Here is a 17,930-nt window from a genome sequence, read left to right on the forward strand (position 1 = left end):
GACGGGTGGGGTGAGGGCCGTCTCGTCGCCGATCAGACGCTTCAGCAGATCCCGCAGCAGCACCCGCTCCACCGGGCTCAGCCCGGCCAGCGGCTCACGGGCGAAATGGACCGTGTTCAACGAACGGCGGAGCCGCCGGGTCGTCTCCGAGCCCGCCGCCGTCGCCGCCGCGTGCTTGACCCGGCGGTCGTTCGGATCGGGATGCCGCTCCACCAGACCGCGCAGTTCCAGCCGGTCGATGATCCCCGTGATGTTCGACGGCTCGCAGGCCATCCGGCCGGCCAGCTGCCGCATCGGCAGCGGCCCCTCCGTCAGCAGCGCCAGCACCCTCGCCTGGGCGACGGTGAGCGACTGCTCGGCCGCGGCGTGCTCGTACGCGGACAGATAGCGGGTCACGACGTCCCCGAGCAGGCGCATGAGCTCGCCCGACGCGGCGTCCTCGGTCGCGGAGTCCTCCGGGACGGCCGAGGAGCCGGGGGGCGCGGGGCGCGCGGGGCGCGCGGGGGAGTCCGGGGGCATCGGGCCGTTCGGGCGAACGGCAGTGCGTTCAGGGGGGTTGTCGGGGGCGGTGGCGGCGCGCTCAGTGGGCATACCGGCCAGCGTACTCCGATACTTGACAACATGAAATATCTTTGGGGATGATTGCTTCACCATCTGAATCTTTTTCTTCGTGAAGCGCTACCGCGCAGGAGGCCCGTCCGGATGTCCGCACTGCCGAAGACCAGTCGTGAATGGCACCTCGTCGCCCGCCCCCACGGCTGGCCGACGAAGGACCTCGTCGAACTGCGCGAGGTCCCCGTCTCCGAACTCGCGGACGGCCATGTCCTCGTACGCAACACCTACTTCTCGGTCGACCCGTATATGCGCGGCCGGATGAGCGACGCCAAGTCCTATGCCGCGCCGTACGAGCTGGACCGGCCGATGCACGGCGGCGCGGTCGGCGAGGTCATCGCCTCCCGCGCGGAGGGCTTCGCCGTCGGCGACACCGTGGCGCACCAGCTCGGTTGGCGTGAGATCGCCGCTGTGCCCGCCCGGGAGGCCCGGAAGATCGATACGTCCCTCGCGCCCGCCTCCGCCTATCTGAGCGTTCTCGGAATGACCGGCCTCACCGCCTACGCGGGGCTGACGAAGGTCGCCGGGGTGAAGGAGGGCGACACGGTCTTCGTCTCCGGCGCGGCGGGCGCGGTCGGCGGCTTCGCGGGCCAGATCGCCCGGATCAAGGGCGCCGCGCGGGTCATCGGCTCCGCCGGATCCGACGCGAAGGTGGAGCGCCTCGTCGAGGGCTACGGCTTCGACGCCGCCTTCAACTACAAGAACGGCCCGGTCGCCGCGCAGCTCGCCGAAGCCGCGCCCGACGGCATCGACGTCTACTTCGACAATGTCGGCGGCGACCATCTGGAGGCGGCGCTCGGCGCGTTCCGCACCAAGGGCCGGGCGGCGCTGTGCGGCGCGATCTCCGTCTACAACGCGACGGAGCCGGCCCCCGGCCCCAACAACCTCTATCTGGCCGTCACCAAGCAGCTCCGCCTCGAAGGCTTCCTGGTGACGGACCACTTCGGCCTGCTGCGGCAGTACATCACCGAGGCGGCGGGCTGGCTGGCGTCCGGTGAACTCGTCTACGACGAGACGGTGGTGACGGGCATCGAGAACGGCTTCGACGCGTTCCTGGGAGTCCTGCGCGGCGAGAACCTGGGCAAGATGCTGGTCGCCATCCCGTAGAGCCCGGGCTTCCGAACCGGGCCGCGCGCTGCTGCCGTCGGCGGTCTGCGGCCCGCCTGTGGCTTGTCGCGCAGTTCCTCCCCCTATGCCTTCGGCGATGGGGGGACCCCCAACCTATGCCTCGGCAATGGGGGGACCCCCAGCGCCTCGGCCCTCCGGGTGAGGCCCACACCCCCGGGCCGCGCCCGGCCGCCTGATGTTGTTCGCGGTCCGCGCCACCGTCGTGGCCGTTCGCGCAGTTCCGCCCCCTATGCCTTCGGCGATGGGGGGACCCCCAGCGCCTTGGTCCTCCGGGTGAGGCCCACACCCCCGGGCCGCGTCCGGCGGCCTGATGTTGTTCGCGGTCCGCGCCACCGTCGTGGCCGTTCGCGCAGTTCCCCGCGCCCCTAAAAGCCTCTCCCCGGCCCCGTCCCTGGGAAAAGGGGCCCGGCTTCCCACAAGGGCGACGAGAAGGGCAACCCAGGGGCGCGGGGAACTGCGCGACCAGCCACAGACGGTCTGTAGATCGCGAACAACATCAGGGCGCCGGGCGCGGCCCGGGAACGGACCCGGGGCGCGGTGCTTTTACCGGCGCCGCGCCCCGGGGTTTTCCGTGAGGGTCAGCGCGTCAGGAGCGCGCGGGCCACCAGGGCGAAGGAGCCCTTGGGGTGGTCCCGGAAGAGCGGCTCCGTGCCGATCAGGACCGCCGAGCCCCGGCTGACGACCGCCGCCGCGCCCGACGCGGCCGCCGGGCCGCCCGTGCCGTCGGCGAGGGCCCGCCAGTGGCCCGCGACCAGCGGATTGCCGGTGGCGTACCGCTGGTCGACCCGGACACCGTCACCGAGCCCGGTGAACCACACCGGCGAGTAGACGAAGGTGTGCCCCGGCGCCCCGCCGGTCAGCGCGCCACCCGCGTTGGAGACCCGGACGACCCCGTTCGCGTCGCCGTTGCCCTCGACCGCAGTCGCGGTGATCAGCCCGGCCTGGTTGCCGAACGCCGCGCCCGCCGCACCGATCCCGACATACCCGGCGCCGCTCGCGGTGAACGCGTCCCGGGCGGCCGGGGTGAGCGCCGACCAGTTCAGCCCGGTGGAGACGAAGAGCGCGTCCGCCGACTTCCAGTCGAAGCCCGCGTTGAGGACGGCCGTCGACACCGGTACGACGTCGAAGCCCATCTCCCGCAGGGCGAACTGCTCGCCGGAGGTGACCGCCGCCGCGACCCGGGTCCGCTTCAGCGGTGCGACGCCCCGGTCCCGGGTGGCGGTGAAGGCGACCCCGTAGCGGTCCGCGGCCACCGCCGCGGCCTTCCGCGCCGAGCCGGGCACGATCGCCGCGCCGTCACCGGTGCGCCGGGCCGCGACGCCCTGCCCGAGCAGGGAGTTCAGGGCGGCCAGCTCCTTCGGGTCGTCCAGCCGCAGCTTCAGATCGCCCCACGGCGCGACATAGCCCGTCGGCGCCGCGGCGGCCACCGGACGGCCCACGATCCTCGGGTCGCCGTGCTCGACCCGGTCCACCGAGGCGCCCCAGAGCAGTCCGAGGCTCCAGCCGGAGATGTCGTACATCGCCGATACGTCGGCGCTGATGTCCCGCCCGGCGGCCAGCATCACATTGGCGATGCCCCGCTTGGGCTGCCGCATGTCGACCACGTACGACCCGGCGGGGTAGACCTTGCCGCCGAGCCGGAACGGCAGTACGGCCCGCTGGACCCGGACGTCGTTGGCGACCAGATGGTCCACCAGCCGCCCGGCCGCGACACCGCTGCGCTGTCCGGCCCCCGCGGGGATCACATAGGCGCGCGGGAACGTGGTGGTGTAGACGTCCTCGGGGCCGATCCCCGGTACCCCGGGCACGGTCTCCTCGGAGACCGGCCGCTGCGCCTCGCCCGCCGCGCCGCGCCGGAAGGTCTCGATCTGGTCGGCGATGACCTGGCCCCGGTTGGTCCGGGTGAAGTCGAGGGTGGCCCGCATCGCGGCGCCCGCGATCTCGGTGTTGATGGCGGAGCGGCGGCGCAGTTCGGCCACCGGCAGGGTCTCGTAGGAGCTGCCGTTGACCCGCATCGGGAACTCGATGGTGTGGGACGCGACCGCGCCCTGGAACGGCATGTACTGCGGGGTGAAGATCGGCGGCCAGTCGTCCCAGCCCTCGGCGGAGTCGCGGAACGGGATCTCCACCGGCCGTACGCCGTCCTTCTCCGGGGTGTAGCCGAGGCCGTTGACGGCCTTCTCCATCCCCAGCGCGTTGGCGTAGGCGTTCTTCAGGAAGAGGTCGTACTCGTAGTTCTCGCCGTGCGGCGGGGTCGTCGGCTCGATCAGGGTGCCGTTGACATAGCCGTGCAGATCGAGCATGACGGCGGGCTGCTTGTCGATGGCGATCCGCCGGACGGCCCGGGTCTCGGGCTGGGTCGCGGTGATGAAGTCCCGGTTGAGGTCGAAGCCGTTGGCGTTGGCCCGGGTCCCGGCGACCCGGCCGTCCGGGTTGGCGGTGACATTGAGGTAGATCCGGTTCTTCGCCAGCAGGGAGACGGTCTCGGCGTCCTTCGCCTTCGCCAGCTCCTCGATCAGCCGCAGCGCCGCGTCGGTGCCCTCCCACTCGTTGCCGTGGATGTTGTTGTTGATGAAGACGGGCGTCTTGTACGTCTTCTTGATCCGGGCGTCCCGGGCCGCGGCGGCCGGGGCATTCTCTATTCGCTCCCGCATCCGCTCCTGTTCGCGGGCCTCCCGGTCGCTCTCGGGCGCGGTGACGGTGACGAGATACAGCTCGCGGCCCGTGGTGGAGCGCCCGGCGATCTCCACACTGACCCGGTCGCTCAGCTTCTGGAGCTCGTTCAGCTGCGGAGCGATCGCGTGGTACGGGACGAGGCCCAGCTTCAGGGACTTGTCGGCGGGGTCGGCCGGTGGTGCCGTCAGTACGGTCTTCCGGGGGTAGCCGTCGGTGCGGTGGGAGGTGTGGGCGGGCGCGGTGAGCGCGTTACGGGTGGCCGTGAGCGGGGCCCGGGAGAGCGCCGAGTCGGTCGCGCCCGTATCGCGTACGGGGTCGGGGCCGCTGCCGCCGGGCGCGCTGCCCGGTGCGGTCGGCGGCCCGGTACGTGCCGCCGCCGGGACGGGTGCGAGGAGTACGGCGACGGCGAGTGCCGTGGTGGTGACCAGAACGGGTCTGGGAATGCCCATGCGTGGTTGCCTCCGGGGATCGGGGACGACTGCTGTGACCTGAGTGCACAGGTGTGCGGATGAGTCACCGCGATCGATACGCAGGGGTCTACCGGTTGAACTCCGCAACAATCAAGAGGGATAGGCCACGTATTTCCCGGGACCGACGGCCGGCGAGGCGCCGGAACGCCTCCCGGAGGGCCCCACCGACAGCCGCTACCAGGGCGAGTGAGCCGCAGGGGCGCACCGTGTTCCGGAGGGAGAAAGCGCGGAGGCCGCGAGGTGTGAGTTGGGCGAGTGAGCCGAAGGGGCGCACCGTGTTCTGGAAGGAGAACGCGCGGAGGCCGCGAGGAACGAGCGGTCGAGCACGATCGGCTGAAGAACACGGTTGAAGCGCCCCGGAGGCGAACCGAGCCACCGAAAAAGCGGCTGAAGCGCCCCGGAGGCGAACCGAGCCTCGAAAATACAGCCGGATAGGGTCACGGCCATGAACGATCTCGGTAAGGGTTTCGGCTATCTGATGAAGGGCCAGCGCTGGGTGGTCACGCGTGGCCGCTGGCTGGGCCTGGGGCTGCTGCCCGGTCTGGTGACCCTGGTCCTCTATCTGGGGGCCCTCGTCGGTCTCTTCTTCGGCGCCGATGACTTCGTCGCCTGGGTGTCGCCGTTCGCCGACGACTGGTCGTCGCCCTGGCTGGGGATCTTCCGCGGCACCCTGACCGTTCTGACCTTCGGTCTCGGCCTCTTCCTGGCCGTGATCACCTTCACGGCCGTGACGCTGCTGGTCGGTCAGCCGTTCTACGAGTCGCTCTCCGAGGAGGTCGACCGGAGCGAGGGCGGCGCGGTCCCCGAGTCCGGTAACTCGTTCTGGCGTGATCTGTGGATCTCGGCCCGGGACTCGGTTCGGGTTCTGATCAGGGTCGCCTGCTACGGCGTGATCCTCTTCGCCCTCGGTTTCGTTCCCGTCCTCGGGCAGACGGTCGTGCCCGTTCTCGGCTTCTGCGTCTCCGGCTTCTTTCTGGCCGAGGAGTTGACCGCGGTCGCCCTTCAGCGGCGCGGCACGGTGCTGAAGGAGCGGCTGAGGCTGTTGCGGAGCAGGCGGATGCTGGCCCTGGGCTTCGGTGTTCCGCTCACCCTGGCTTTCCTGGTGCCGTTCGTCGCGGTGTTCCTGATGCCGGGCGCGGTGGCGGGCGCGACTTTGATGGCCCGTGATCTGGCTCCGCTCCCGGACGCCCCCGACGAGTCCCGGGACGGCGAGTCCGGGGACGACGGGACCGGGGACGGCGGGTACGAGCCCCGGCCGGGCGGCGGCGCCGCTCCGGAGCCGTATGCCAGGCCCGAGGGGCGGGGTTCCAACCCGTACGCCTGATTCGGCCCCGGTCATCCCACGACCCGGGCGCGGCGGACTCATAATCCGTCGCGCCCGGGTCGTGTCACGATCCGCCGTACGCCGCCGCCCGGACCGGCAGGTCCGCGACGGCCAGCCCCGGCGCCGCCGGGCCCGCCGACGCCAGCAGGGCCCCGTCCGGGCCCCAGATCGCGCTCCCGCCCCGGCAGTCGCCGCAGTCGTTCACGCCGAGCGTGTTGGCCAGGACCACATGGAGCCCGTTCTCCCGGGCCCGGACGGGGTAGACCGCGTCGAACGAGTCATTGCCCAGCTCCAGTACGGAACTCGCCAGATACACCGGCGCGCCCGCCTCCCGGGCCCGCCGCGCCACCTCGGGGAACCGGTTGTCGTAACAGGTCGCCAGGGCGAACCGGACCCCGTCCAGGGCGAAGGCCCCGTCCGTGGTGCCCGGCTCGAACAATTCCGCCTCGACCCCGTGCAGATGGCGTTTGTCGTACCGGGTCAGCAGTTCGCCGTCCGGGCCGTACACCAGTGATGTGATCGCGGTTCGCCCGGCGGCGGTCGCGACGAAGGCGTTGACCACGGCCGCCGTCCCGGTCTCCCGGCACGACGCGCGCACCGGGCCGAGCCGGACGTCGTCCTCGGCCAGGACCAGGCCGGGGTCCCGGGCGAGCAGATCGAGGTGGTAGCCGGTGACGGTGGTCTCGGGGAGGACGACGAGCCGGGCGCCCCGCCCGGCGGCCGTACGGATCAGGTCCGCGACCGCCCCGGCATTGGCCGTGACGTCGCCGGGGACCGGTGCGAACTGGGCTGCCGCGATCTTCATACGATCATCATCGCTCAGCGGTCCTCACCGGCCGCCACCCGGACGATCTCCGTGACCTGGGCGATGATGTCCAGCCGGTTGCGGACGAACTGCGGATCGGTCAGCTCCGTGGTGTTGCCGGTACCGAACGCCAGGACCGGGGTGTGGACATGGCCGCCCGGGGTGGACAGCCCCAGCCGGTCGCGCAGCAGGGTGGCCCGGTAGGCGATCTCGTTGGAGAGGTAGTTGCCCCCGCCGCCCGCCCGTGCCGTCGAGCCCGGAGTCGGCCCCTGCGGCCGGTCCACGGGCGTACCGCCGCCCGCCGGGATCTCGGTCACCGAGGTGTTGTCGTAGACCGGGAAACGGCCCGTGGGCGCGGCCGTGATCGCGGTGGCGGGCAGCGTCGACGAGGTCCACTGCGGCTGGGTCGCCGGATCGCTCACCGGGACGGTCTCCAGCCGGGACACATTGTCGTTGTCGCCGAAGCCGCCGCGCCAGGCGCCGTTGGTCCGCTCGATGTCGAAGCGGCCCGGCCGCCCCTGGCTGACCGTGGTGAACAGATCCACCTTCGGTAGATGGGGCCGCAGGGTCCGCTCGACCGTGCCGTCGGCGAAGTCCGCCCAGCGGACCGGGAAGACGGCCGTCTCGATCCGGGCCGGACCGTCCGCCGTCTCGATCATCCGGCCGTCGAGGGCGAGCGCCGTCGCCCCCGAGGGGTTGCTGATCCGGATGTCCCGGTCGAGCGTGAAGGGGTCGAAGCCGGTCAGCAGGACCCGCTTGACGTCCCGGCCGTGCTTGCCGTCCCGGGCGTCCTTCCCGTGCCCGTGGTGCCCCTTTCCGGGCAGCCGGATCGAGTCCTGGCCGCGCGACGACCGCTCCAGCCGGTCCAGCAGCCGGGCGCGCTCCGCGTCCCCGAGCCCGAACGCGGGCCGCCACTGCCGCAGTTCCCGGCTCATCGCCAGCCGCGCCCAGTACAGCGGCCGGTCGTCGTCCCGGCTCAGATCGCCCACCAGCGGTCCCCGGCCCTGTGCCCGGTCCACGGCCCGCTCCCACAGGGCGGCGCCGTGCCGGGCGACCGCCTTCTCCGCCTGACGGTACGAGCAGGCCCCGGCCAGGGCCCGGACCAGGGCGGGGGCCGCGGTGTCGAAGCCGGAGCGCCGCAGGATCTCCCCGGGTACGGCCCGGTCCAGCCTGGCCTCCTCGACGGTCGCCGTCGCCGGTGCCGCGCCGGGGTCCGCGGGGGCCGGGGGAGCGGCCTGCGCGGGTACGGCCAGGGCCAGTGAGACCACCACGGCGGTGGCCGCGGTCAGCAGGGCGGGGACCCGGGCGGGGACACGAGCGGATATCGGGAACACGGTGGTGATCCTTCCGTTGGACGGGTGGCGGAAGTATCGCCTCGGACCGGCCCCGCTGGCTATGTGATCGTCCCCGCCCGTCCCCCGCTCGCCCGGGGACGGGCCGCGTAACCCGCCCGCCCCGCGCTTACCACCGGCCGTACGGGTGTCCTCGCCGTCACCGGAACCGGTCGCCGGAACGCGGTTGCCGGGCCCGGATCACCCGGCGCCCGGCACCCCGCCGTCCCGCCGTTCCGTCAGATCACTTCGGCTCGGCCGGTGCCGTGATGTTCCGGTACGCGATCTCCGCCAGCGCGCTCTGCCCGTCCTTGCTCGGATGGAACCAGTCCCACCGGCTGAGCAGATCGCCGTCGAAGCGGTACGAGAACACGGCGCCCCCGTCGTAACGGCACCGCTCGTCCTTCCCGCAGACGTCCTTCAGGATCGCGTTGTACTCCACCACCCGCCGCTGTACCCGGTCCCGGCGCTCGGTGGCCGCGGCGCCCAGGTCCTGGGCGTCGCCCAGCATCGAGGAGCAGATCCCCAGCTTCCAGATCTGACGCCCGATCGGGTCCTCCCGGCCCGTCTCCCACAGCCGCTTGAGGTTCGGCACGCTCGATACGTAGACCTGGCTCTTGGGCGAGGTCCGCCGCAGCTCGCGCAGCGCGCCGGTGAACGACGCCCGGAAGTCCGCCGGGGGCGTCATCCGGTCGGCCGAGTCGCTGCACGCGTCGTTCGCGCCGACCATCACCGTCACCAGCTCGGGTTTACGGGCCGCCGCCTCGGCCATCTGGGCGGGCAGATCGTCGACCTCGGCACCCGTCTTGGCGAAGTTCCAGGTCCGCTCGGAGACCCCGGCCGCGGTACCGAGCAGCCGCAGCGCCACACTCCGTACCTCCGTGTCGGTCCCGGTCGACCAGGACGACTCGGGGCAGTCGGAGAGCACCACACAGGCGTTGAAACTGCGGGTGATGGAGTCGCCCACGGCCGCGATCGAGCCGGGGCTGCGGTCCCAGACGAACCCCGGCGGCTTCTGCCCGGGGGCGGACTTGCTCCGGGTCTCCGACGAGTCCTCGCAGCCGGTGGCGGCGAGCGCCAGCGCCAGCGCCGCGGCCGTCCCCGCGGCGGCCAGGCGCCGCCGCCGTCCCCGCCGTCCGGCGGTCCCCCGGGAGCCGGGTCCCTCGATGGTCGTACTCTTCGTGGTCGTCGTATCCGGGTGTTGGTCACGCATCCCGGTGTCCCCTCCGTGTCGATGCCCCCGAGGTCCTGCCGAGTGAAAGCTTGGTGCGCACAGCCCGTCGGACCGACATTACGTCACCCCGTGGGCGCCCACTCACGGTAGCTTTTTCCCCGTCGGCCGGAGGCATCGTGCCGATCGGCTCCGGTAAATTACATCACGTCACATACTGTCCCTTTTGTGGAGATTCGCTGTTGATGATGTTTACTGAGAGCGCTGGGAAGGCGATCCTCGTCCCACACTGGAGGTCCCGGTGACGACACGCGGCGTTCTCTACGTCCACTCCGCTCCGCGCGCGCTCTGTCCGCACGTCGAATGGGCGGTCGCGGGCGTACTCGGCGTACGGGTACAGCTCGACTGGATCCGGCAGCCCGCGTCCCCGGGCACCTGGAGAGCCGAGCTGTCCTGGCGGGGCGAGGTGGGGACCGCCTCCAAACTGGCCTCCGCGCTCCGCGGCTGGCATCTGCTCCGGTTCGAGGTGACCGCCGAGCCCTGCGCCACCGCCGAGGGCGAGCGCTACAGCGCGACCCCCGAACTCGGCATCTTCCACGCCGTGACCGGGATCCACGGCGACATCATGATCCCGGAGGACCGGCTCCGCGCCGCCATGGTCCGCTCCGCCGGGGGCGAGACCGATCTGGAGTCCGAGCTGTCCAAGCTGCTCGGCAAGCCGTGGGACGACGAGCTGGAGCCCTTCCGCTACGCGGGCGAGGGCGCGCCGGTCCGCTGGCTCCACCAGGTCGTCTGACCGCCCGCCCGACCCGACGGGAGGGCCCGTACGACAGAAGGGCCCGTACGGTCGGTGAGACCGTACGAGCCCGTGCCCGGCCCGGGTGGACCGGCGACCCCGGAGGGGGCCGTCACATCACGCCGTGCGGAACGCCAGCACCACGTTGTGGCCGCCGAAGCCGAACGAGTTGTTGATCGCCGCGATCGTGCCCTCGGGCAGCGTCCGGGGCTCGCCGCGGACGATGTCCGCGTCGACCTCGGGGTCCAGCTCGTCGATGTTGATCGTCGGCGGGGCCGTCCGGTGGTACAGCGCCAGTACGGTCGCCACGGTCTCGATACCGCCCGCGCCGCCCAGCAGATGACCCGTCATCGACTTGGTCGCCGAGACGGCCACATGGTCGAGGTCGTCCCCGAGGACCTGGCGCAGCGCCTTGACCTCGGCGACATCGCCCAGCGGGGTGGAGGTGGCGTGCGCGTTGAGGTGCGCGATCTGCTCCGGCTTGAGGTCCGTGGTCGCCAGCAGGCCCCGCATCGCGGCGGCGATACCCCGGCCGGTGGGCTCGGGCTGGGCGATGTGGTGGCTGTCGGCCGACAGGCCCTGGCCGAGGACCTCGCAGTAGATCTTCTTGGCGCCGCGCCGGGCCGCGTGCTCGGCGGACTCCAGGATCACGACGCCCGCGCCCTCGCCGAGGACGAAGCCGTCCCGGGCGGTGTCGTACGGCCGCGAAGCCTTCTCGGGCTCGTCGTTGTTCTTGGACATCGCCATCATGTTGGCGAAGGCGGCCACCGGCAGCGGGTGGATCGCCGCCTCCGTACCGCCCGCGACCACGACATCGGCCCGGCCGGTACGGATCATCTCGACCGCGTAGCCGATCGCCTCGGCGCCCGAGGCACAGGCCGATACGGGGGTGTGCACCCCGGCCCTGGCGTTGACCTCCAGGCCCACATTGGCGGAGGGGCTGTTGGGCATGAGCATGGGCACGGTGTGCGGGGAGACCCGGCGCGCGCCCTTCTCCTTCAGTACGTCGTACTGGTCGAGCAGGGTCGTTACTCCGCCGATACCGGACGCGATGACCGTACCGAGCCGGTCCGGGTCGAGACCGGTCTCGTCACCGGCGGGAGCCTCGTAGCCCGCGTCCGCCCAGGCTTCCCGGGCCGCGATCAGCGCGAACTGCGCCGAGCGGTCCAGTCGGCGGGCGAGCGGCCGGGGCAGGACCTCCGAGGGGTCCACGGCCGCCGTGGCGGCGATCCGTACGGACAGTTCGCCGAAGAGTTCGGGGTCGAGCGCCTTGGCTCCGGAGCGCCCGGCGAGCAGGCCCTCCCAGGTCGATGCGCTGTCGCCACCCAACGGTGTGGTTGCGCCGATACCGGTGACGACCACGGTGCGATTGGTCGAGTTCATCGGAATTCTTTCTCCACGTGTAGGGGGTGCTGAATGTCCCGGCGCCACCGGAGAGGTGGCGACAAGCGCGATCGGACCTCGGCTGTCGGTCAGCTCTGGTGCTTGAGGATGTACGAGGCGGCGTCGCCGACGGTCTTGAGGTTCTTGACGTCGTCGTCGGGGATCTTGACGTCGAAGCGCTCTTCGGCGGCGACGACGACCTCGACCATGGAGAGCGAGTCGACGTCCAGGTCGTCGGTGAAGGACTTGTCCAGCTGGACGTCCTCGACCGGGATCCCGGCGATCTCGTTCACGATCTCGGCGAGACCCTCGACGATCTCTTCCTGAGTGGCGGCCATGTGGCGCTCCTTCGATTCTGTGCTGTGTTGTCTGGCGGTTGCCCGGCGGTTGGACGCCAGGGGGTGGCGTCCGGGAATCCGGCCGCCGGTTCCGGAAGATCCGGAGTGACTAGGGGAGGGTAACGACCGTCGCCGCGTATACGAGACCCGCCCCGAAGCCGATGACGAGCGCCGTGTCGCCGCTCTTGGCCTGACCGGTCGCCAGCAGCCGCTCCATCGCGAGCGGGATCGAGGCGGCCGAGGTGTTGCCGGTGGTCTCGACGTCACGGGCGACCGTGACGTGCTCCGGCAGCTTCAGGGTCTTCACCATCGAGTCGATGATCCGCATATTGGCCTGGTGCGGAATGAAGACATCCAGGTCGTCGGCGGTGATCCCGGCGGCGTCCAGCGCCTGCTGGGCCACCTTCGCCATCTCGAAGACGGCCCAGCGGAAGACCGCCTGGCCCTCCTGGCGGATGGCGGGGAACTTCTCCACCGAGCCGTCGCGGTAGTCCGTCCACGGCACGGTCTGCTTGATGGTCTCGGACTTGTCGCCCTCCGAGCCCCAGACCGTGGGGCCGATCATGGGCTCGGTGGCGGGGCCCACGACCACCGCGCCCGCGCCGTCACCGAAGAGGAAGGCCGTCGCCCGGTCCTCCAGATCGGTCAGATCGCTCAGCCGCTCGACCCCGATGACCAGGACGTGCTCGGCGGAACCGTCGGTGATCATGCCCTTGGCCAGGGTGAGCGCGTAGCCGAAGCCCGCACAGCCGGCCGAGATGTCGAACGCGGCGGGCTTGATCGTGCCCAGCCGGTCGGCGATCTCGGTGGCGACCGCCGGGGTCTGCTGGAAGTGCGAGACGGTGGCGACGATGACCCCGCCGATCTGGTGCGGCTCCACCCCGGCGTCGGCCAGCGCCTTCCCCGACGCCTCCAGCGACATCGCGGTGACGGTCTCCTCGTCGGAGGCCCAGTGGCGGGTCGCGATGCCGGACCGGGACCGGATCCACTCGTCCGACGAGTCGATCGTCTCCAGGATCACGTCATTGGGCACGACCCGGACGGGCCGATAGCCGCCGACGCCCATGATCCGCGCGTACGGAGCGCCCTTGCCGGGCTTGATCTTCGCCATGTGTACGGCTCTCCTTGTCCAGATCCGGGCCGCGTCAGGCCGCCGGGCCGGTGTGCTCGGCGATCAGCTCGCGCGCCGCGGCGAGATCGTCCGGAGTCTTCAGCGCGAGGGTCTTCACACCCGGCAGGGCCCGCTTCGCGAGCCCGGTGAGCGTGCCACCGGGGCAGAGCTCGACCAGTGCCGTGACGCCCAGCTTCTGGAACGTCTCCATGCACAGGTCCCAGCGGACCGGGTTGGCCACCTGCCCCACCAGACGGGCGATGACCTCCTCACCACCGGTGACGACGGCGCCGTCCTTGTTCGAGACGTACGAGATCTTCGGGTCGGTGACCGTGAGACGCGTCGCCGCCTCTTCCAGTGTGGCCACCGCGGGAGCCATATGGGCGGTGTGGAACGCGCCCGCCACCTTCAGCGGTACGACGCGCCGGACACCCTCCGGCTTGTTCTCGGCCAGGGCGGCCAACTGCTCCGCCGTACCGGCGGCCACGATCTGCCCGGCGCCGTTCACATTGGCCGGGGTCAGCCCGAGGCCCTCCAGATGACCGACGACCACATCGGCGTCGCCGCCGAGCATCGCCGCCATACCGGTCTCGGTCACGGCCGCGGCCTCCGCCATGGCGAGCCCGCGGGTCCGGACGAAACGCAGCCCCGACTCCTCGTCGAGCACCCCGGCGAGCACGGCGGCGGTGATCTCACCGACGCTGTGGCCCGCGACGGTGTGCGGCCGTACGTCGCCGAGCGCGTGCGCGGCCAGCAGCCCGGCGGCCACCAGCAGCGGCTGGGCCACCGCGGTGTCCCGGATCTCGTCCGCGTCGGCCTCGGTGCCGTAGTGGGTGAGATCCAGGTCGACGGCGGCGGACCAGGCGGCGAGCCGGTCGGAAACACCGGGAAGGTCGAGCCAGGGGGTCAGGAAGCCGGGCGTCTGAGCGCCCTGGCCGGGAGCGACGAGTACGAGCACTCTCACACTCTCTCTTGTATGCCGTCCCCGACGCCCGTGGGGACAGGGACGAAGAACCGCCAGGGGAATTGTGGGTGTCCAACAAAAGTCTAGGCTTGCGGATCTCCGTCGGCCAAGCGCCCGAGGATGAGCGCGATTCGCAGGGTGAACGCCGAGCGGACATCGGAGGGTGACCATCCGGTGACATCGGTCACACGTCGCAGCCGGTAGCGCACGGTGTTGGGATGGACGAAGAGCATCCGGGCCGCGCCCTCCAGACTGCTCGCCTGCTCCAGATAGACGCTGAGTGTCTCCAGCAGGGCGGAGCCCGCCTCCTCCAGTGGTCTGTAGATCTCCTCCACCAGCTGTTCACGAGCCGCCGGATCCGCCGCGATCGCCCGCTCCGGCAGCAGATCGTCCGCCAGTACCGGACGCGGCGCGTCCTGCCAGGCCGAGCACGCCTTCAGACCCGCCGCGGCGGCCTGCGCGGACCGTGTCGCGGTCAGCAGATCGGGCACCACGGGCCCGGCCACCACCGGACCGGCCGCATACGGCCCGATCAGGGCCTTCGCCACCTGGAGCGGATTGTCGCTGCCGCCCGCGATCACCACCAGACGGTCGCCCAGCACCCCCGTCAGCACCTGGAGCTTGGCATGCCGGGCGGCCCGGCGGATCGCCTCCACGGTCAGCTCGCTGTCCCCGTCCGGGGCGGTACCGAGGATCACGCAGACATGCTCCGGCGCGTTCCAGCCCAGGGCCGCGGCCCGGGACACCGCGCCCTCGTCGGCCTCGCCCGACAGCACCGCGTTCACCACCAGCGACTCCAGCCGGGCGTCCCAGGCGCCCCGGGCCTCCGCCGCCTGCGCGTACACCTGGGCGGTGGCGAAGGCGATCTCGCGGGCGTACACCAGCAGCGCCTCCCGCAGCACCGCCTCGTCACCGGGGGCCGCGACCTCCTCGATCGCGGTCTCCATCACCTCGATCGTGGTCCGCACCATCTCCACGGTCTGCCGGAGCGTGATCGCCCGGGTCAGCTCCCGGGGCGCCGTCCCGAACACATCGGTCGAGATGGCCTGCGGGGTCTCCGGATGCCGGAACCACTCGGTGAACGCGGCGATACCGGCCTGGGCGACCAGACCGATCCACGACCGGTTCTCCGGGGGCATCGCCCGGTACCACGGCAGCGTCTCGTCCATCCGGGCGATGGCGTTGGCCGCCAGCCGCCCCGAGGACTGCTCCAGGCGCTTCAGGGTGGCGGAATGAGGGTGGGCGTCGTTCGATCCAGGTTCGGGCACATGACCAAGACTGCCTTATCCGCGGCGGGGCAGGGCCCGCCGGGGCCGAACCGGCGCCGCCCGCGCAAGCTACCGTGTCGTCCGTGATCGACGTACGCCGCGCCGCGCAGCGCTACCCGGGCGGGGAGCCCGGCAACGGTATCGAGACCGCCCACGCCTTCTCCTTCGGGCCGCACTACGACCCGGCGAACCTCCGCTTCGCCGGCCTCATCGCCTGCAACGAGGAGCGGCTGGCGGCGGGCGCCGGATTCGCCGAACACCCGCACAGCCATACCGAGATCGTCACCTGGGTCGCCGAGGGCGAACTCACCCACGAGGACGGCACCGGCGCCGCCACCACCGTCCGCCGGGGCGACCTCCAGCGGCTCGGCGCGGGGGACGGCGTACGCCATGTCGAACGGAACGCGGGCGACCGGCCGCTGGTCTTCGTCCAGATGTGGCTGATGCCGCTGGAGCCCGGAGGCACCCCCGCGTACGAGATCGTCCGGGACGTCACCGACACCGAGCCCTACGACCTGCCGCAGGCGGGCGCGGCGCTCCACGTCCGGCGCCCGGCGGCCGGGGCGAGCGCCCGGATCCCCGACGCCACCGCCGCGTACCTCCATGTCGTCCACGGCGAGATCGCCCTGGCGGGGGAGATCCTCGGGCCCGGCGACTCGGCCCGCCTCACCGACGAGGAGGGCCTGACGTTCACCGCCTCGGCCACCGGGGCGGCGGAAGTGCTGATCTGGGAGTTCCCCGGGATGCCGGGGTAAGGGCGCGGGCCGGGGCCGTAGGTCCGTCAGGCGGTACGCAGCTCCGCCAGCACCGCGTCCGTGAACCGGGGCCACGCCTCGACCGCCCACGGCCCGAACGCCCGGTCCGTCAGCGCCACACACGCCGCGCCCGCGTCCGGATCGACCCACAGGAACGTCCCCGACTGCCCGAAGTGCCCGAACGTCCGGGGCGACGACGAAGCGCCCGTCCAGTGCGGCGCCTTGCCGTCCCGGATCTCGAAGCCGAGCCCCCAGTCGTTCGGCGTCTGCCGTCCGTACCCCGGCAGCAGCCCGGCGAGCCCCGGCCAGGACACGGTCATCGCGTCCCGTACCGTCCGCGCGTCCAGCAGCCTGGGCGCCTGTACCTCGGCCGCGAACCGGGCCAGATCGTCCACCGTCGACACGGCGTCCTTCGCCGCCGAACCCTCCAGGGCCGTCGCCGTCATCCCCAGCGGTTCCAGCACCGCCTGCCGCAGATACTCCGGGAACGGGATGTCCGTCGCCTTCGCCACATGGTCGGCCAGCACCTCGAACCCGGCGTTGGAGTAGATCCGCCGGGTTCCCGGATCGGCGCTCACCCGGTGCTCGTCGAAGGCCAGCCCCGAGGTGTGCGCCAGCAGATGCCGTACGGTCGACCCGGCGGGCCCGGCGGGCTCGTCCAGCTCCACCGCGCCCTCCTCGAACGCCACCAGCACCGCGTAGGCGGCCAGCGGCTTGGTCACCGACGCCAGCGGAAAACGGTGCCCGGTCGGCCCGTGCCGCCCCACCACGGTCCCGTCGGCCCGCACTACGGCGGCGGCTGCGGTGGGAACGGGCCATGTCTCGGTGATCGCCAGGCTTTCCATACGTACGAGCCTAAACCGTGCCCCGCCCGCCCCTTTCGGCTGCCCGGCCTTGCCTGGAGCGCACTCCAAGGCCCTAACGTGGCGCCATGACCCTGACCGACACCCCACCCGACCGGCGGCCGGGCGTCGACCTGTGCGCCGCGCGACCCGGCCACCCCCGCCCGGACGGGCAGGACCGCTACACCATCGGCGAGGTCGCCGCCTGGACCGGGATGTCCGCGCACACGCTCCGCTGGTACGAGCGGATCGGACTGCTCCAGTACGTCGACCGCTCCCACACCGGCCAGCGCCGCTTCACCAACCGCGACCTCGACTGGCTCTCGTTCGTCGGCAAACTCCGCCTCACCGGCATGCCGGTCGCCGACATGGTCCGCTACGCGGAACTCGTCCGGCTCGGCGAGCACACCTTCGACGAGCGGGCGGAGCTGCTGGAACACACCCGCCGCGAAGTCCGCGCCCGGATCGCCGAACTCCAGGACACCCTGGCGGTCCTGGACCACAAGATCGAGCTGTACGGCGGCAAGGACCCGTCCTGACGCCGGACTCTCCGGTGCGCGGCGCCCGTAGGGGCCGGTGCGGTCGTATTCCGCCCGCGCGCCGCCGGTGGCTTGTCGCGCAGTTCCCCGCGCCCCTCAAGGGCGATGCCCTCCCATGCGCGGGCAGGGGAGCAACTACGCCCCCAGGCGTAGGGGGCGGAGCTGCGCGAGTGACCACCGACGGGCCGCGGGTGAGACACACAACGGTCGGGCCCGTGGTCCCGGGGGAGCCGGAAGGCGCGTACTAGGGGGTCGAGGAAGGCGTCGGCCGCCGACCGGGAAGGCGCTGACCGTCCGGACGGCGGCCGACGCCTTCCTCGACTCGCTCACCAACCCGAACACGTCGAGAACGTCCGCCGGTACTTCAAACCCTCGGCGGCCGCCATCGCGGACGTCCCCGCTCTGCCCCGGCCCGGG

At 71.9% G+C, this 17,930-nt stretch carries 15 protein-coding genes and 1 pseudogene; 5 read left to right on the top strand and 11 right to left on the bottom strand.

Annotated elements, in window-relative coordinates; all coding sequences use genetic code 11:
* Positions 1–21 precede the first annotated feature (21 nt).
* Positions 22–417, bottom strand: a pseudogene (locus AB0G74_RS17590) (MarR family transcriptional regulator); the annotation flags it as partial.
* Positions 418–702: 285 nt separating this feature from the next.
* On the opposite strand from AB0G74_RS17590, the gene AB0G74_RS17595 reads away from it, so the two are divergent.
* On the top strand, positions 703–1,719 hold the full coding sequence (locus AB0G74_RS17595; RefSeq protein ID WP_361146847.1) for an NADP-dependent oxidoreductase: 1,017 nt from the start codon (positions 703–705) through the stop codon (positions 1,717–1,719).
* Between the two features lie 599 nt (positions 1,720–2,318).
* On the opposite strand, the gene AB0G74_RS17600 is transcribed toward AB0G74_RS17595, so the two are convergent.
* On the bottom strand, positions 2,319–4,865 hold the full coding sequence (locus AB0G74_RS17600; protein WP_361146850.1) for a M14 family zinc carboxypeptidase: 2,547 nt from the start codon (positions 4,863–4,865) through the stop codon (positions 2,319–2,321).
* A gap of 466 nt (positions 4,866–5,331) precedes the next feature.
* Between AB0G74_RS17600 and AB0G74_RS17605 the strand changes: the two genes are divergently transcribed.
* Positions 5,332–6,210, top strand: a complete 879-nt coding sequence (locus tag AB0G74_RS17605; protein WP_361146853.1) for an EI24 domain-containing protein — start codon at positions 5,332–5,334, stop codon at positions 6,208–6,210.
* 64 nt (positions 6,211–6,274) lie between these two features.
* On the opposite strand, the gene AB0G74_RS17610 is transcribed toward AB0G74_RS17605, so the two are convergent.
* The 3 genes from AB0G74_RS17610 to AB0G74_RS17620 all read right to left on the bottom strand — a co-directional run bounded on the left by AB0G74_RS17610 (position 6,275) and on the right by AB0G74_RS17620 (position 9,559).
* On the bottom strand, positions 6,275–7,015 hold the full coding sequence (locus AB0G74_RS17610; RefSeq protein WP_361146856.1) for a carbon-nitrogen hydrolase family protein: 741 nt from the start codon (positions 7,013–7,015) through the stop codon (positions 6,275–6,277).
* 14 nt (positions 7,016–7,029) lie between these two features.
* Entirely contained in the window at positions 7,030–8,274 is a 1,245-nt protein-coding gene (locus tag AB0G74_RS17615) for a pyroglutamyl peptidase (protein WP_361147007.1), read from the bottom strand.
* A 316-nt stretch (positions 8,275–8,590) separates the two neighbouring features.
* Complete coding sequence (locus tag AB0G74_RS17620; protein ID WP_361146859.1) at positions 8,591–9,559, bottom strand: SGNH/GDSL hydrolase family protein; 969 nt, start codon at positions 9,557–9,559, stop codon at positions 8,591–8,593.
* Positions 9,560–9,818: 259 nt separating this feature from the next.
* Here AB0G74_RS17620 and AB0G74_RS17625 point away from each other — a divergent pair, with 259 nt between their 5' ends.
* Positions 9,819–10,313 carry a DUF3145 domain-containing protein gene (locus AB0G74_RS17625; RefSeq protein WP_361146862.1) on the top strand — a complete coding sequence of 165 codons (495 nt, stop codon included), beginning with the start codon at positions 9,819–9,821 and terminating at the stop codon, positions 10,311–10,313.
* A gap of 117 nt (positions 10,314–10,430) precedes the next feature.
* On the opposite strand, the gene fabF is transcribed toward AB0G74_RS17625, so the two are convergent.
* From fabF to AB0G74_RS17650, 5 genes are all read right to left on the bottom strand, one after another.
* Positions 10,431–11,696, bottom strand: a complete 1,266-nt coding sequence (gene fabF, locus AB0G74_RS17630) for a beta-ketoacyl-ACP synthase II (protein ID WP_361146864.1) — start codon at positions 11,694–11,696, stop codon at positions 10,431–10,433.
* 89 nt (positions 11,697–11,785) lie between these two features.
* Positions 11,786–12,034, bottom strand: a complete 249-nt coding sequence (locus AB0G74_RS17635) for an acyl carrier protein (RefSeq protein WP_361146865.1) — start codon at positions 12,032–12,034, stop codon at positions 11,786–11,788.
* Positions 12,035–12,143: 109 nt separating this feature from the next.
* Positions 12,144–13,145 (bottom strand): ketoacyl-ACP synthase III, encoded by a 1,002-nt coding sequence (locus tag AB0G74_RS17640; RefSeq protein ID WP_358828924.1) that lies wholly within the window; start codon positions 13,143–13,145, stop codon positions 12,144–12,146.
* Between the two features lie 34 nt (positions 13,146–13,179).
* Positions 13,180–14,103: an ACP S-malonyltransferase gene (locus tag AB0G74_RS17645; RefSeq protein ID WP_361147010.1), complete on the bottom strand. Its 924-nt coding sequence runs from the start codon at positions 14,101–14,103 to the stop codon at positions 13,180–13,182.
* An 89-nt stretch (positions 14,104–14,192) separates the two neighbouring features.
* Entirely contained in the window at positions 14,193–15,377 is a 1,185-nt protein-coding gene (locus AB0G74_RS17650; RefSeq protein WP_361146868.1) for a helix-turn-helix domain-containing protein, read from the bottom strand.
* An 83-nt stretch (positions 15,378–15,460) separates the two neighbouring features.
* Between AB0G74_RS17650 and AB0G74_RS17655 the strand changes: the two genes are divergently transcribed.
* On the top strand, positions 15,461–16,132 hold the full coding sequence (locus AB0G74_RS17655; RefSeq protein WP_361146871.1) for a pirin family protein: 672 nt from the start codon (positions 15,461–15,463) through the stop codon (positions 16,130–16,132).
* A 26-nt stretch (positions 16,133–16,158) separates the two neighbouring features.
* Here AB0G74_RS17655 and AB0G74_RS17660 read toward each other — a convergent pair whose 3' ends face one another.
* Entirely contained in the window at positions 16,159–16,977 is an 819-nt protein-coding gene (locus tag AB0G74_RS17660; RefSeq protein ID WP_361146874.1) for a serine hydrolase domain-containing protein, read from the bottom strand.
* Between the two features lie 86 nt (positions 16,978–17,063).
* Here AB0G74_RS17660 and AB0G74_RS17665 point away from each other — a divergent pair, with 86 nt between their 5' ends.
* Complete coding sequence (locus AB0G74_RS17665) at positions 17,064–17,513, top strand: MerR family transcriptional regulator (protein ID WP_361146877.1); 450 nt, start codon at positions 17,064–17,066, stop codon at positions 17,511–17,513.
* Positions 17,514–17,930 lie beyond the last annotated feature (417 nt).

This window comes from Streptomyces sp. NPDC020875, assembly GCF_040641415.1.
In the GTDB taxonomy this organism is placed as follows: domain Bacteria; phylum Actinomycetota; class Actinomycetes; order Streptomycetales; family Streptomycetaceae; genus Streptomyces.